This is a genomic window from Roseateles sp. P5_E1, from assembly GCF_054049335.1.
Map to the genome: position 1 here is coordinate 44,259 of NZ_JBFUMN010000009.1, position 15,160 is coordinate 59,418.

General features: G+C 69.1%; 14 protein-coding genes. 13 read left to right on the forward strand and 1 reads right to left on the reverse strand.

All coding sequences use genetic code 11. The features are described from left to right. The first annotated feature begins 54 nt into the window (after window positions 1-54). The 12 genes from ACXJKJ_RS10980 (at window position 55) to ACXJKJ_RS11035 (ending at window position 12,820) form a co-directional block, all read left to right on the forward strand. Window positions 55-2,373 carry a response regulator gene (locus ACXJKJ_RS10980; protein WP_457390118.1) on the forward strand — a complete coding sequence of 773 codons (2,319 nt, stop codon included), beginning with the start codon at window positions 55-57 and terminating at the stop codon, window positions 2,371-2,373. Next, the gene (locus tag ACXJKJ_RS10985) at window positions 2,370-4,400 is read left to right on the forward strand and encodes an ATP-binding response regulator (protein WP_457390119.1); all 2,031 of its coding nucleotides are present in this window, start codon (window positions 2,370-2,372) and stop codon (window positions 4,398-4,400) included. The genes ACXJKJ_RS10980 and ACXJKJ_RS10985 overlap by 4 nt, the downstream gene beginning before the upstream one ends. Continuing rightward, window positions 4,397-5,506 (forward strand): HD-GYP domain-containing protein, encoded by a 1,110-nt coding sequence (locus ACXJKJ_RS10990; protein ID WP_157281946.1) that lies wholly within the window; start codon window positions 4,397-4,399, stop codon window positions 5,504-5,506. The genes ACXJKJ_RS10985 and ACXJKJ_RS10990 overlap by 4 nt, the downstream gene beginning before the upstream one ends. Window positions 5,507-5,530: 24 nt before the next feature. After that, window positions 5,531-6,268: a sulfurtransferase gene (locus ACXJKJ_RS10995; RefSeq protein ID WP_457390120.1), complete on the forward strand. Its 738-nt coding sequence runs from the start codon at window positions 5,531-5,533 to the stop codon at window positions 6,266-6,268. Beyond that, window positions 6,268-7,344 (forward strand): alpha/beta fold hydrolase, encoded by a 1,077-nt coding sequence (locus ACXJKJ_RS11000; RefSeq protein ID WP_457390121.1) that lies wholly within the window; start codon window positions 6,268-6,270, stop codon window positions 7,342-7,344. Before ACXJKJ_RS10995 ends, ACXJKJ_RS11000 begins: the two co-directional genes overlap by 1 nt. 18 nt (window positions 7,345-7,362) lie before the next feature. Continuing rightward, window positions 7,363-8,145 (forward strand): ABC transporter substrate-binding protein, encoded by a 783-nt coding sequence (locus tag ACXJKJ_RS11005; protein ID WP_056202041.1) that lies wholly within the window; start codon window positions 7,363-7,365, stop codon window positions 8,143-8,145. Next, window positions 8,145-8,930, forward strand: coding sequence for a transporter substrate-binding domain-containing protein (locus ACXJKJ_RS11010; RefSeq protein WP_457390122.1), 786 nt, complete (start codon window positions 8,145-8,147; stop codon window positions 8,928-8,930). Before ACXJKJ_RS11005 ends, ACXJKJ_RS11010 begins: the two co-directional genes overlap by 1 nt. A gap of 17 nt (window positions 8,931-8,947) precedes the next feature. Beyond that, window positions 8,948-9,637 (forward strand): ABC transporter permease, encoded by a 690-nt coding sequence (locus ACXJKJ_RS11015; protein WP_457390123.1) that lies wholly within the window; start codon window positions 8,948-8,950, stop codon window positions 9,635-9,637. Beyond that, window positions 9,634-10,320 carry an ABC transporter permease gene (locus ACXJKJ_RS11020; RefSeq protein WP_457352831.1) on the forward strand — a complete coding sequence of 229 codons (687 nt, stop codon included), beginning with the start codon at window positions 9,634-9,636 and terminating at the stop codon, window positions 10,318-10,320. Before ACXJKJ_RS11015 ends, ACXJKJ_RS11020 begins: the two co-directional genes overlap by 4 nt. Window positions 10,321-10,322: 2 nt before the next feature. After that, window positions 10,323-11,438 (forward strand): succinylglutamate desuccinylase/aspartoacylase family protein, encoded by a 1,116-nt coding sequence (locus ACXJKJ_RS11025; protein ID WP_457390124.1) that lies wholly within the window; start codon window positions 10,323-10,325, stop codon window positions 11,436-11,438. A gap of 239 nt (window positions 11,439-11,677) precedes the next feature. Next, the gene (locus tag ACXJKJ_RS11030) at window positions 11,678-12,445 is read left to right on the forward strand and encodes an ABC transporter ATP-binding protein (RefSeq protein WP_457324865.1); all 768 of its coding nucleotides are present in this window, start codon (window positions 11,678-11,680) and stop codon (window positions 12,443-12,445) included. A 6-nt stretch (window positions 12,446-12,451) separates the two neighbouring features. Then, entirely contained in the window at window positions 12,452-12,820 is a 369-nt protein-coding gene (locus ACXJKJ_RS11035) for a YbaN family protein (RefSeq protein ID WP_457390125.1), read from the forward strand. On the opposite strand, the gene ACXJKJ_RS11040 is transcribed toward ACXJKJ_RS11035, so the two are convergent. Continuing rightward, entirely contained in the window at window positions 12,817-13,713 is an 897-nt protein-coding gene (locus ACXJKJ_RS11040) for a LysR family transcriptional regulator (protein ID WP_157281943.1), read from the reverse strand. The genes ACXJKJ_RS11035 and ACXJKJ_RS11040 overlap by 4 nt on opposite strands. Window positions 13,714-13,832: 119 nt before the next feature. Between ACXJKJ_RS11040 and ACXJKJ_RS11045 the strand changes: the two genes are divergently transcribed. Beyond that, window positions 13,833-15,149 carry an NAD(P)/FAD-dependent oxidoreductase gene (locus ACXJKJ_RS11045; protein ID WP_457390126.1) on the forward strand — a complete coding sequence of 439 codons (1,317 nt, stop codon included), beginning with the start codon at window positions 13,833-13,835 and terminating at the stop codon, window positions 15,147-15,149. The last annotated feature ends 11 nt before the right edge of the window (window positions 15,150-15,160 follow it).

The following is a 15,160-nucleotide window of genomic DNA, read 5'->3' on the forward strand; positions in this document are numbered from 1 at the left end:
CACATTCGGGTCATCCGCGACAACCATAATCGGCAAGTTCACACGCGATCGCCCATGCCCCAGCGCACGTTCACGCTCGGCCTACTCTGGCTTGCCATGGCGGCGCTGCTGGCGCTTCTGGCCCTGCTTTGGAGCCTGCGCGACGCAGGCGGCGCGGCCGTCGACGCTGCCCTGGTCATCAATACCTTGTTGCTGCCCCTGCCCGCGCTGTGCATGCTGGTGCTGCGGCGCGGCGTCGATGCGGCCGAGTCACACCGGTCGGCCACCGAAGCCAGGACACGCTTCCTGACCCAGCTCAGCCACGAGATCCGCACGCCCATGAATGCCGTCATGGGCATGACGCAACTGGCGCTGCAGACCCAGCTCACGCCCGAACAGCGTGACCTGCTGACCAAGGCCGATGCCGCCTCGCGCATGCTGCTCAGCCTCGTCAACGACGTGCTGGACGTCGCCAAGATCGAGGCCGGCCACATGGCGATCGAGTCGCTGCCGCTGCGGCTGGAGGACGTCGTCGGCCAGGCCATGGAGCTGGTCAGGCCGGTGCATGCCAACCCCGCTGTCGCGCTCATCTGCGACTGGGCCGACGCCAGCCTGCTCGGCTCGCGCGGCCAGCTCCGCGGCGACGCGCTGCGGTTGCAGCAGGTGCTGGTCAACCTGCTGGCCAACGCCCTCAAGTTCACGCCGGCGGGCCAGGTGCAGCTGCGCCTGGCGGCCGCACCCACCGACGATCAGGGCCGCGTGCCGCTCTGCATCACCGTGCAGGACAGTGGCATCGGCATGAGCACGGAGCAGCTCGACGGCCTGTTCCGCGAATTCCGGCAGGGCGACGCGCCCATGCAGCGGCGCCATGGCGGCACCGGCCTGGGCCTGGCCATCACGCGCCGCCTCGTCGAGCTGATGGGTGGCGTGCTCGGCGTGCACAGCACGCCCGGCCAGGGCAGCAACTTCGAGATCCGCCTGCCGCTGCCGCTGGACGCGGACGCCGCGACGCCCGCGCCGCTCAAGCCGCAGCGTCTGCTGCTGGCCAAGGCCCGCCCCGAGGGTCGCGAGGCGACGCTGGCCCTGCTGCGCCATCTCGGCTTCGGCGCTGGCCTGGCCGCCAGCACCGATGCCGCCAGCACGCGGGCCGCGCTGGTCGAGGCCCACCAGGCCGGCAAGCCCTTCGAGTGGCTGCTGCTCGACTGGCAGTTGCCCGGCCCGGACGCAACCGGTGCCGAACTGCTGGCCCAGTTGCGCCGCGACCACCCGGCCTTGCGCATCGCCGTGCTCTGCCCGCCAGGCGTCGACGACGGCCCGGCCCAGGCGCGCAGCTTCGGCGCCCGCGCGCTCTGCCCCAAGCCGCTGCTGCCCGGGGAGTTGCGCCGCTTGCTCGGCGACGCCCCGGCCGACCGGCCCGCCGGCCTGGATGCCCAATCCCTGGCCGGACTGCGCGTGCTGCTGGTCGAGGACCATCCCGTCAACCAGGAGATCGCGCTGCGCCTGCTGAGCAGCCGCGGCGCCCAGGTCGACGTCGCGGCCAACGGACAGGAAGGCCTGGACCGCCTGCTGGCGCGCGGGCCAGCCGCCTACGACCTCGTGCTGATGGACCTGCAGATGCCCGTGCTCGATGGCCTGAGCGCGACGCGCAAACTGCGCGAGCTGCCCGAGTTCGACGCCCTGCCCGTGCTGGCCATGACGGCCCATGCGCTGGCCGAGGAGCGCGCCCAATGCACGGCTGCCGGCATGCAGGGCCATATCGCCAAGCCGCTGGACGTGGCCCGCCTGGTGCGCGAGCTGCAGCGCTACCGTCCTGCTGCCAAGCCCCCGGCGCCGCTGCCGCCGCGCCCGGCGCTGGACCTGCAGACCGGGCTGCGCCAATTCGATGGCCAAACGGCGCTTTACCGTCGCACGCTGCAGGGTTTTGCCGACCAGTACACCGCCGGGCTGGCCGGCTGGTCCGACTGGCTGGCTGCTGGCAACTGGGCTGAACTGCGCCGCGCCGCCCACACGCTGCAGGGCCTGGCCGCGACGCTGGGCGCTCAGCCCCTGCACCAGGCCGCCCTCGCACTGGAACGCAGTGCCGCCGCGGCCGACGCCGACAGCGCCAGCCGGCATCTCGGGCGCGTCGAACCTGCCCTGGCGCTGCTGCTGACCGAGATCCAGGCCGCCCTGGCACGCAGCTGGGATGACGTGACGGCTCCGCGCCCGAGCGGCCCGGGTGACGTGGCCGAGCTGCATCGGCTCCTGACTCACAGCGACAGCCGTGCGCTGGACTGGTGGCAGGCCCATGGCGCCCACAGCGGCCTGGCACCCGATGTGCGCCAGCGCCTGGAGCAGGCCCTGGCCGCACTCGACTTTGATGCCGCGGCCCTCGTGCTGAAGGGCATGGCTTGAGGGCCCCGGTCATCGTCGTCCTCGGCCCGGTCGGCACGCGCTGGCTCTTCAAGGTCATCGTCGCCTCCGCGCTGTTCGCCTGGGCGAGTGAGGCGGCCATGGGTGTCATCGAACCCAGCGACCGCATCGCCTATCCGCTGATCGCGACCGCCTTCTCAGCCCTGGCCCTGCTCGTCTGGCGGCGGCCGCAGCGGCTGCGCCTGTGGCAGCGCATCGGCGTCACGCTGCTGGCCCTGTACTTCTCCTTGACCATGCTGGTGTTCACGCTGCGGCCCGACCCGGGACCGAGCCTCTACACCCTGGGCAGCTTTGCGCCTTGGGCCATGGGTGGCAGCCTGCTGCTGTTCACGACCTGGCGCGCCCGCGAGGCGCTGTGGATCTCTCTGAGCCTGCTCGCCATCATGCTGGCGCCGCCCACGCTGCTGCGCTTCTCCGGCACGCCACCGCAATGGCTGATGCAAGGCTGGCCGCTGATCGCCAACCTTGGGCTGTGCCAGACCATGTTCTGCGTCGCGCTGTGGGGCCTGTCGCGCCAGCTCGGGCGCCTGACCCAACTCGCGCCCGCTGCCAGGGGCCTGGGCACGGCCGAAGACCTCATCGAAGCCCGTCTCATCGAACTGGAGCGTTCGCGCGCCGCAGCCGAAGCGGCCTCGCGGGCCAAATCCGACTTCCTGGCCAATATCGGCCACGAGATCCGCACGCCCATGAACACCGTGCTCGGCCTGACAAGGCTGATGCTGGCCGGGCGGCTGCCCGGTGAGCAACGCGGCCGGCTGCAGCAGGTGGCGAGCGCCGGCGAGTCCCTCGTCAAGCTCATCGATGGCCTGCTGGATTACGCCGACCTCGACACCGGCCGCATGCAGCTCGCCGCCGAGCCCCTGCACCTCGAGCAGCTGCTGGCCAGTGCTTTCGACGCCGTGCGGCCGGCGGCACAGGCCAAGCAGCTGGAACTGGTCTGCGACATCGCCTCGCCGGAGCTGCTGGGCGCGGCGGGCGCGCGCCGCGGCGACGTGGTGCGACTCACCCAGCTCATCACCGAGCTGCTCGTCAACGCCGTCAAGTTCACGTCAACCGGACAGGTCAAGCTCAGCGCCGAGCTGGATGCGGCCGGCGGCTGGATCCTGCGCGTGCGTGACACCGGTCTGGGCATGGCGCCGGACCAACTGGCGCGCCTGTTCACGCCCTTCGCCCAGGCCGAGGCCGGCGCGACACGACGCTTTGGCGGCACGGGCCTGGGCCTGGCGATCTGCCGCGCGCTGGCCGAGCGCATGGGCGGAACCCTCTCGGCAAGCAGCGCTCCGGGCCGCGGCAGCGAGTTCGAGCTCAGCCTGCCGCCGGCTCCCTGCCCTGAGCTGGCGCCACCGCCCGCCCCGCCACCGCAGCGCGTGCTGCTGGTGCAGGCGGCCCACAGCGGTGGCCACGAAACGTTGATTGCGCTGCTGAAGGCGCTGACACCGACCAGCCGCATCGACCTGCTGGCCCAGGGCCGCCAGGCCCTGTCCCGCCTGGTCACCGTGCCGGCCAGCCAGCCCTATGACCTGTTGATCGTCGACTGGGTGCTGCCCGACATGGAGGGCAGCGAGCTGCTGGCCTGCCTGCGCGACAGCGGCCCGTCGCGCGCCCGCCGCACCGTGCTGCTGAGCGCCTTCGACACGCCAGTGCTGCGCGAGCGCGCACTGCGCCTGGGCGCCGAGGCCCTGTGCAGCAAGCCCCTGCTGCCGCACATGCTGCGCCGCCTGCTGGACCTGGACCGCCCTCTGCCGGTCGACCTGCTCCTGCCCCTGCCCAAAGTCCTGAACCGGACAACGCCCGGCGCCGACCCGACCACGCTGATCAATGAGCTCGACACCCTGCTGGGCGAGGCCGACAGCAATGCGCTGACGTTGTGGGAGCAGCATGAATCCGCCTTCATCGAGATGTTGCCGGCACCGCGGGCCAAAGCCCTGGCGGGTGCCATGCAACGCTTCGATTTCGACGAGGCCCAGGCCGCGTTGCGCGGTGAGACCAAGGACGCAAGCCCGCCATGACGATGATGCTGCCCGAGTTCACCGGTACGTCACAGGCCACGGTGCTGGTCGTCGACGACACGCCGGCCAACCTGACGCTGCTGGCCCAGGTGCTCAAGCCCGATTACCGCGTGCAGCTGGCCGTCAGCGGCGCGAAGGCGCTGGAAATATGCCGCCGCCAACCGCCCGACCTGATCGTGCTCGACGTGATGATGCCGGAGCTGGATGGCTACGAGGTCTGCCGCCGGCTCAAGGCCGACCCGGCCACACGCCGCGTGCCCGTCATCTTCCTGACCGCGTTGACCCGGCCCGAGGACGAGAGCGCCGGCTTCCAGGTCGGCGGCGCCGACTTCATCCACAAGCCCTTCAACCCCGCCACCGTGCTGGCCCGCGTGCGCACCCATCTTCAGCTCAAGCTGGCCGAGGACCACCTGCTGCGCCACAACGCGCTGCTGAGCGGCGAGCTGGGCGCGCGCCGGCGTGAGGTCGAGCGGCTGCGCGACACCACCCTCTTCGTCATGGTCGGCCTGGCGGAGTTCCGCGACGCCGATACCGGCAACCACATCCAGCGCACCCAGGAATATGTGCGTACGCTGGCGCAGTGGATCGCCGCCCAGCCCGACGGGCCGCTGGACCTCACGCCCGAAGCCATCGACGAGCTCGCCAAGGCCGCGCCGCTGCACGACATCGGCAAGGTTGCCATCCCTGACGCCATCCTTCTCAAGCCCGGCAAGCTGTCGCCGGACGAATGGCAGGTCATGAAGACCCATGCCGAACACGGCGCCGACCTGCTGCAGCGCGCCATCGACCGCCTTGGCGACGACGCCGGTCCGATGCTGACCTTCGGCAAGCAGATTGCCCGGCACCATCACGAGAAATGGGACGGCAGCGGCTATCCGGACGGCCTGGCCGGCGAGGCCATTCCGTTGTCGGCCCGGCTGATGGCCGTTGCCGACGTCTATGACGCCTTGATCAGCGTGCGGCCCTACAAGCAGGCCATGAGCCACGACGAGGCGCTGGCCTTCATCCGCAACGGCGCCGGCAGCCATTTCGACCCGCGCATCGTCGAGGCGCTCAATGCCTGCCTGGATGAGGTGCGCGGCATTGCTTCGCGCTGGGCTGACTGAGCCGCCCCGATAATCCGCGGCCTCATGCAGTCCGGCCCCATCCTCAACATCTCCTGCTATCTCTTCGTCTCGCTGGCCGACACGGCGGCGCTGCGCGATCGGCTCCATGCCCGCGCCGAAGCCCTGGGCCTCAAGGGCACGGTGCTGATCGCCGAGGAGGGCATCAATCTCTTCCTGGCCGGCCCGGCCGAAGCCGTGAACACCTGGGTGGCCGAGCTGCGCGCCGACCCACGCTTCGCGACACTGACACCCAAGGAGAGCTGGAGCGAGGTGCAGCCCTTCCAGCGCCTGAAGGTCAAGGTCAAGCCCGAGATCATCCGCATGAACCACCCGACCATCCGCCCCGACCAGGCGCCGCGCGCACCGGCCTTGGCGCCGGCCGTGCTGGCCCGCTGGCTGGACCAGGGCCATGATGACGCCGGCCGCGAGATCGTGCTGCTGGACACGCGCAACGGCTTCGAGGTCGACCAGGGTGCCTTCGACGGCGCCATCGACTGGCGCCTCGACAAGTTCAGCGACTTCCCCCAGGCCCTGGCCTCGCACAAGCAGGAACTGGTCGGCAAGACCGTGGTGAGCTACTGCACCGGTGGCATCCGCTGCGAGAAGGCGGCCATGGTGTTGGAGGAGCAAGGCCTGACGGCCTGGCAGCTTGACGGCGGCATCCTGAAGTACTTCGAGGACACCGGTGGCAAGCATTACCACGGCAACTGCTTCGTGTTTGACGATCGCAGGGGCGTCAACGCCGACCTGAGCCCAACGTGATGAAAGGGCGATTTGGCGACTTCGCGCTGAAGGCCATCGGCATCCTGCTGATGCTGGCGGCCCTCGGCTTTGCCGTCAGCAAGGCGCCGGACCGCTCGCTGGAAAGCCTGGTGCCACGCTGGGCGCCGCCGCCGTCGGACTTCGTCGACCTCGATGGCCTGCTCGTGCACTACCGCGACCAGGGCCCGAGCAGCGACCCGCTGCCCATCGTCCTCATCCATGGCACCGGCGCCAGCCTGCACACCTGGGAAGGCTGGGCGGCCGAGTTGAAGTCCACCCGGCGCGTCATCAGCTTCGACCTGCCGGGCTTCGGCCTGACCGGGCCGAACGCCGACAACGACTACAGCGATGCCCGCTACGTCGCCTTCGTGCGCCAGTTGCTGGCGCGCCTGGGCGTGGGTCGGGTCATTCTGGGTGGCAACTCCCTGGGCGGCGAAATCACCTGGCAGGTGGCCCTGGCCGACCCCGCCAGCGTCGCCGGCCTCGTCCTGGTCGACGCCGCCGGCTTCGATTTCGAGCCGGAATCCATGCCGCTGGGCTTTCGCATCGCCCGCATCCCGGTGCTGCGCGAGCCCATGCGCTGGCTGCTGCCACGCCGCGCCATCGAGGAAAGCGTGCTCGACGTCTACGGCGACAAGAGCCGCGTGACCGCCGCCCTGGTGGACCGTTACTACGAACTGACGTTGCGCGAAGGCAACCGTGTCGCCTTGATGCGGCGCATGGATCAGCTAGCTCCTGGCCCCTTCCAACGCCTGCCCGAGATCAAGGTCCCTACCCTCATCCTCTGGGGCGAGCGCGACCGGCTGATCCCGCTGCGCTGGGGCCGCGAGTTCGCAAAGGCCATCCCGAACAACAAATTGGTGGTTTTCCCGAAGCTGGGCCATGTGCCTCAGGAGGAAGACCCGGCTGCTACCCTTGCGGCCTTGCGCGACTGGTTGCCGACGGTCCCCTCGTCCAAGGACTACCTTGGCCGGTCCCCCGAGGGGACGGCGATGCTGTGGCCGGCGACCGGCAATCACATCGCCCCAGGCGGGCCGGCTAGGGAGCGGCCCGTCGCTCGGCCCGCAAGTCGCTGAATAAATGGAAGGTCTGACATGAAGAAGATTGCCCTGTTCACCTTGGCCTTGGCCGCATCGCTGGCCCAGGCCCAGGCGCCCGAATGGAAGAAGCTGCGCATCGGCGTCGAAGGCGCTTACCCGCCCTTCTCCGAGATCGGCCCGGACGGCAAGCTCAAAGGCTTCGAGATCGAGCTCGTGCAGGCCTATTGCGCCGAAATGAAGGCCCAGTGCACCCTGGTGCAGCAGGACTTCGACGGCCTCATCCCCGCCCTGCAATCGCGCAAGGTGGACGCCATCTTCGCCAGCGTCTCCATCACCGAGGAGCGCCAGAAGGTTGTCGCCTTCTCCAAGCCTTACTACAACACCCCGGCCCGCCTCATCGCCAAGGCGGGCGTGAAGCTCGACCCCACGGCCGCCGGACTGAAGGGCAAGAAGATCGGCGTGCAGCGCGGCACGACGCATGAGACCTACGCCGCCGCGACCTTCAAGCAGAGCGAGATCGTGCGCTACGGCAGCCAGGATCAGGTCTTCCTGGACCTCAAGTCCGGCCGCATCGACGCCACGCTGATGGATTCGCCCGCCGGCGACTTCGGATTCCTGAAGAAGCCAGAGGGCAAGGGCTTTGCCTTCTCGGGCCCCGCCATCATCGACGACAAGGTCTTCGGCGTCGGCACCGGTGTGGGCATGCGCAAGGCCGACGAGGCCACGCTGGGCAAGAAGTTCAATGCCGCCATCGATGCCGTGCAGGCCAACGGCACCTTCAAGAAGCTCGCCGACAAATACTTCGACTACGACATCGCGCCGCGCACCAAGCAGTGATGCGTCGCCGCTCCGCCCTGGCCCTGCCCGTTGCCCTGGCCCTCGCCAGTACGGCCGGGGCCCAGGCGCCGCAGCGCCTGCGCATCGGTTTCGCCGTGGGCTACGCCCCTTTCAGCGAGATCGGCACCGACGGCCAGCTCAAGGGCTTCGAGATCGACGTGGCCCAGGCCCTGTGCGCGCGTCTGGGCCAGCAGTGCGCCCCGGTCATCCTGGAGTTCGACGGCCTGATCCCGGCGCTGCAATCGCGCAAGATCGACGCCATCATGGCCTCGATGTCGATCACGCCAGAGCGCCAGCAGGTCGTTGCCTTCTCGTCGCCCTACTACTACTCGCCGGCCCGCCTGGTCATGCGCGGCGACCCACGCGCCGACGTCAGCCCAGCCGGCCTGAAGGGCAAGCGCATCGGCGTGGAGCGCGGCACCATCCATGAACGCTTCCTGGCCGAACAATTCAAGGGCATCCAGCTGATGCGCTACGCCACCCAGGACCAGGCTTTCCTGGATCTGAAGTCTGGCCGCCTGGACGCCACGCTGGTGGACGCGGTCATCGCGCAGTTCGGCTTCCTCAACCATGCCGACGGCCGCGGCTTCGGCTTTGTCGGGCCCGACTTCGCCAAGGACCAGCGCTACTACGGCAAGGGCATCGGCGTGGGCCTGCGCAAGGCCGATGCGGCGACGCTGGGCCAGCGCATCGACGAGGCACTGGCCGCGTTGCGTGGCAACGGTACTCTGAAGACTTTCAACGACCGCTATTTCAGCTTCGACCTCATCACCCCTCCCCGCTGAGCGCGGCCTTCTTTCTCATGTTGCACGGATTCCTCCCCAGCCTGCTCGAAGGCTCCGCCGTCACGCTGGCGGTGGCGCTGTCTTCGCTGGCCATTGCCTCCCTGCTGGGCCTGGTTGGCGCGCTGGCCAAGCTGTCGCGCTCACGCGTCGCGCGAGGCGTGGCAGCCACCTACACCACGCTGATCCGCGGCGTGCCCGACCTGGTGCTGATGCTGCTCGTCTTCTACGGTGGCCAGCTCGCCGTCAATACCATTGCGCCCAAGCTTGGCCATGATGACTTCATCGATATCGACCCCTTCATCGCCGGCGTGCTGACCATCGGCTTCATCTTTGGCGCCTACCTGACCGAAGCCTTCCGCGGCGCCTTCCTGGCCGTACCGCCGGGCCAGCGCGAGGCGGGCCTGGCCTATGGCATGAGCCCGCGCCTGGTGCTTTGGCGCATCACACTGCCGCAGATGCTGCGACATGCCCTGCCCGGCATCTCCAACAACTGGCTGGTGCTGATCAAGAGCACGGCCATCGTGTCCATCATCGGCCTGTCCGACCTGATGACGCGCGGCAAGCAGGCCGCCGGCACGACGCGTGAGCCCTTCACCTTCTTCCTGGCCGTGGCCCTCATCTATCTCGTGTTCACCAGCGTGTCGGAACTCGTCTTCGCCTGGGCACAGCGGCGCCTGGCCATCGGCACCAAGGCGGGCAAGTTATGAACTTCGATGCCGTCGGCGAGAACTTCCCGCTCTACCTCACCGGGCTCGTCACCTCGCTGCAGCTGCTGGCACTGTCTTTGGCAGGCGGCCTGGTGCTGGCCGTGCCGCTGGCCATCGTGCGGACCGTGTTCCTGGGCTGGCCATCGCGGCTTGTCTGGCTCTACACCTATGTTTTCCGCGGCACGCCGATGCTGGTGCAGCTCTTCCTCATCTACTACGGCGCGGCCCAGTTCGAGATCGTGCGCGACAGCTGGGCCTGGCCCTGGCTGTCGTCGGCCACCTTCTGCGCCTGGCTGACCTTCACGCTGAACACGGCCGCCTACACGACCGAGATCATTGCGGGCAGCATCCGCGCTTTGCCGGCCGGCGAGATCGAGGCCGCCAAGGCGCTGGGCATGGGCCGCGGGCTGATGCTGCGCCGCATCGTTCTGCCTGCCGCGCTTCGCCGTGCCCTGCCGGCCTATGGCAACGAGGCCATCTTCATGCTGCATGGCACCTCGCTGGCCAGCACGGTGACACTGCTGGACGTGACCGGCGCGGCCCAACAGGTCTATGCCAAGTACTACCTTCCCTTCGAGGCCTTCATCACGGCCGGCGCCTTCTATTTCGTGCTGACGCTGTGCCTGGTCGGTCTGTTCCGCTGGGCCGAGAACCGCTGGCTCAAGCCGATGATGTCCCGCTAGCCATGAATATCCAACGCCATCCCTTGCTCTCCCCTGCCCCGGGCACGCAGCGCGAGCTGGTCTCGCTGCATTACGGCCAGCCCGGCGGACAAAAGACCTACATCCAGGCTTCGCTGCACGGCGACGAGCTGCCTGGCATGCTGGTCGCCCACCACCTGCGCCTGCAGCTTGACGCGCTGGAGGCTGCCGGCCAGATCAGCGGCGAGATCGTCCTCGTCCCCATGGCCAACCCCATCGGCCTGAGCCAGTTCATGCTGCATGCCCATCTGGGCCGCTTCGAGCTGACGACGGGTGAGAACTTCAACCGCCATTACCCGGACCAGATCGATGCCGTCGCCCAGGCGGTAGCAACCCAGCTGGGCAGCGACGCCGCGGCCAATGTCGCCCTGCTGCGCCGCGCGCTGAAGGCGGCGGTGCTGGCCAGCCCGGTCGATACCGAGCTGCAGTCGCAGCGCCGCAAGCTGCTGAGCCTGTCCTGCGACGCCGACATCGTGTTGGACCTGCATTGCGACGCCCAGGCGCTGATGCACCTCTACACCGAGACGCCCTGCTGGCCCGACTGCGACCCGCTGGCGCGCTTCCTGCGTTCGCGCCTGACGCTGCTGGCCCAGGACTCGGGTGACAACCCCTTCGACGAGGCCTGCTCCCAGGTCTGGTGGAAGTGGGACAAGCATTTCGGCGGCAAGTTCCCGATTCCGCAGGCCTGCCTGTCGGTCACCGTCGAGCTGCGCGGCGCGGCCGACGTGACGCATGAGCTGGCCGCCGCCGATGCGAAGAACATCGTCGACTTCCTGCGCTGGCGCGGCCTGATTGCCGGCGACAAGCCCGAAGTGCCGGAGGCCATCGGCGACGCCCGCCCGCTGGCCGGCAGCATGCCGATCAAGTCGCCGGTGGCCGGCGTGCTGACCTTCGTCAAGGAGGTGGGTGTGGAGGTGACGGCCGGCGAAGTGCTGGCCCATGTCATCGACCCCATCACGGCCGAGGTCACTGAATTGAAGAGCCCGGTCGACGGCCTGTTCTTCGCGCGCGACTTCCTGCGCTTTGCGAACGCCGGCATGCGCGTCGCCAAGGTCGCGGGCCGCGAGGCGCTGCGCACCGGCAAGCTGCTCGGTGCTTGACATGAAGCCCCTCGCCCAGCCCAGCCGCGCTGAACGCGGGCAGGTCCGGTCGGTCTTGCAGACCGCGCTGCGGCATGTGCCGCAGCCCTTCGGCAGGCACATGCCGCCCGCAGGGCGCCATGTGTCCGGCCTCAGCCCCCTGGGGGACGGCGATGCTCGCGGCATCGAGCCGCGAGCACATCGCCAGCGCGGGCCGGCTTGGGAGCGGCCCTGCGTTCGGCCCGCAAAGAGAAACTGAAATGACGATCCAACTCCAGGCCACCAACATCCACAAGCGCTTCGGTGATCGCGAGGTGCTCAAGGGCATTTCCTTCGCGGCGCGTCGCGGCGATGTCGTCACATTGATCGGGTCCTCGGGCTCGGGCAAGAGCACCTTCCTGCGCTGCCTGAACCTGCTGGAACAGCCCAACGAAGGCGAACTGAGCCTGTGCGGCGAAGCGCTGAAGCTGACCCGCGACCGCGACGGCACGCTGAAGGCCGCCTCGCCTCAGCAGCTGCAGCTGTGGCGCGCCAAGCTGGCCATGGTGTTCCAGAACTTCAACCTCTGGGCTCACATGACAGTGCTGGAGAACGTCATCGAGGCACCCATCCACGTGCTGGGCAAGCCCAAGGCCGAGGCCATCGAGCGCGCGCAGGCGCTGCTGGCGCGCGTCGGCGTCTCGCATCGCGCGAACGTCTACCCGGCCCAGCTGTCGGGCGGCGAGCAGCAGCGCGTGGCCATTGCCCGGGCGCTGGCGGTCGACCCCGAGGTCATGCTGTTCGACGAGCCCACGTCGGCGCTGGACCCGGAACTGGTCGGCGAGGTCCTCAAGGTCATGCGCGACCTGGCGGCGGAAGGCCGCACGATGATCGTCGTGACCCATGAAATGGGCTTTGCGCGCGAGGTCTCCAACCACTGCCTGTTCCTGCACCAAGGCAAGGTCGAAGAGGAAGGCAACCCCAAGGAAATGCTGCTGCGCCCGCAGTGCGAGCGGCTGCAGCAGTTCCTCAGCGGCGGGTTGAAGTAGGGCGGCATGCACCGCGCGCTGGCCCGACTGCTGTGGCGCGCGCTGGCGGTGCTGGGCCTCGTGCTGGCCATGATCGGCGTCGTGCTGCCGGTCCTGCCGACGGTGCCCTTCCTGCTGCTGGCCGCCTGGGCGGCCGGCAAGGGTTGGCCGGCGCTGGAGAACTGGCTGCTCAACCACGCGCACTTCGGCCCCGGCATCCGCCGTTGGCGCGAGCGCGGCGCCGTGCCGCGTCGCGCCAAGTGGCTGGCGGTCGTGATGATGGCCTGCAGTGCCGTCATGCTGGTGCTGACGCCGGCGCCGCTGGCCGTGAAGATCGCCGTGCCCGCCATGATGGCCGCCGTGGCGATCTGGCTGTGGCGCCGCCCGGAAGCCTAGGCCACCGGCCGCCAGTCGTGGGCCACCAGTGAATCGATGACGGCCTGCTGCGCCGTGCTCAGCGGCCGCTCCGACTGCACCAGCAGCTTGACCTCTCGGACGATCGGGCAGTCGGCCGTGCGCACATGCATCAGCCCGGCCGCGTCGGCGATGGACCGGGGCATGAAGGCGACACCGAAGTTGGAGCGCACGAAGGCCTGGATCCAGTCCTCGCGGTGGGACTGCTGCACCACCTCCAGGCGCACGCCGCGCTCGTCCAGCAGGCGCTCGATGTAGCTTGAGAACTCGCAGTAGATGCGCTCGCAGTAGCGCTCCCGGTCCAGTTCGGCCATGGCGATGGCGTCGCGGCCGCTGAAGCGGTGATCCTCGCCGATGGCGACGACATAGTCCTCGCGAAACAGCAGCCGCGCGTCAAAGCGCCGCGGCGTTTCGTAGGGCGAGCACATGATGCCGATGTCRACGTCGCCGCGGTCCAGCTCGTCGGTCAGCGCCTCCAGGTTGCCCTCGCGGAAATGCAGTTCGATGGCATGCCGGTCCTGGCTGTCGACAAAGCCCGGCAGCACCTGATGGAAGTCGATGGTGCACATGACGCCCACGCGCACCACCTCGCGCTTCTCGCGCTTGAAGCGCCGCGCCTGTTCGCGGGTGGCCTGGGCGGTGTCGAAGATCTGTCGGAAGTTGGGCAGCATGGCCTGGCCCAGCTCGCTGAGCTGCACGGAGTTCTTGGTGCGGTCAAACAGCCGCCCGCCGATGGTCTCTTCCAGGCGCTGGATGGCCTTGGTCAGCGCGGGCTGGGACACGAAGGAACGCTCCGACGCACGCGTGAAGTTCAGCGTCTCGGCCACGGCCAGGAAGTAGCGGATCTGGTAGAGCTCCATGCGCGGCGGTCGCACGGGCCGGTGGTTTCCTTACACAAACCGCGATAACCGACACGCATCGGGTCATGAATTGATGAGATTTCACGGCTGACGCGKCGATCCAGACACTGCGGCCCTCGCATCCTCCAGCCGCCATGTCCACCACAGCACCTAACCCGCCAGTCCGCACGCTCGCCATCATCGGCGGCGGCTTTGCCGGCACCACGCTGGCCAAGTCCCTGCATGGCCGCCTGCCCGCGGGCTGGCAGCTGCTGCTGATCAGCGAGGAGAGCTACACCACCTTCAACCCCATGCTGCCCGAGGTGGTCGGCGCGGGTGTCTTTCCGGAGCATGTGGTGGCACCCATCCGCGAGATGCTGCCCGGCGTGCGCTTTGTGATGGGCGCCGTCAGCCGCATCGACAAGGCCGCGCAGCGCCTGACCTGCGACACCCTGCACGGCCCATTGACATTCGGCTACGACCACCTCGTGCTGGCCCTGGGCCAGCGCGCCCGGCTGGACCTGCTGCCCGGCATGGCCGAGCACGCGCTGCCGCTGAAGCTGGTGGGCGACGCCATGCACATCCGCAACCGCGTGCTGCAGGCGCTGGCTCGCGTGGAGCTCTGCGATGACGCGACGCAGCGGCGGGCCCTCGCCCACTTCRTCGTCATCGGCGGCGGCTTCTCSGGCGTCGAGGTGGCCGGCGCGCTGGCCGACTTCGTCAAGAGCGCCAGCCGCCACTACCCACGTACCCGCGCCGCCGGCTTCGGCATCACGCTGCTGCATGACGGTGACCGGCTGCTGCCCGAGCTGCCGCCGGCCCTGGGCGACGCCGCCGAACGCTCGCTGTCGCGCCGCGGCGTGCACGTGCGCTGCGGCACCCGGGCCGCGCGCATCCATGCCGACGCGGTCGAACTGTCCGACGGCCAGAAGCTGCCGAGCGCAACGGTTGTCTGCACCGTCGGCACTCGGCCCAACCCGCTCGTGGAAGCGCTGGCCCTGCCGCTGCAGCGCGGCCGCATCGCCACCGAGGCCGACGGTCGCGTGCAGGACGAGCCCGCCCTGTGGGCCCTCGGCGACTGCGCCGCCCAACCCAATGCCCGCGACGGCCTGATCTGCCCACCGACGGCGCAGTTCGCCGTCGCCCAGGCCAAGGCGCTCGCCAACAACCTGCTGCTCAAACTGCGCGGCCAGCCCACCAAGCCCTTTGCCTACGCCGCCCGCGGAATGATGGCCACGACCGGCCACCTCAAGGGCGTGGCGCTGCTGTTCGGCCTGCGCCTGTCGGGCCTTCCCGCCTGGCTGTTGTGGCGCGGCTACTACCTGCTGCGCATGCCCACGCTGGGCCGCAAGACGCGCATCTGGGTCGAGTGGACCTGGGGCCTGTTCTTTCCCCTCGACATCACGCACCTGCGCTTCACCCGCACGACCGAGGTCGACCGCGGCACCTCCAACTCATCCGTTCCCAAGTAAGGAGAACCCAC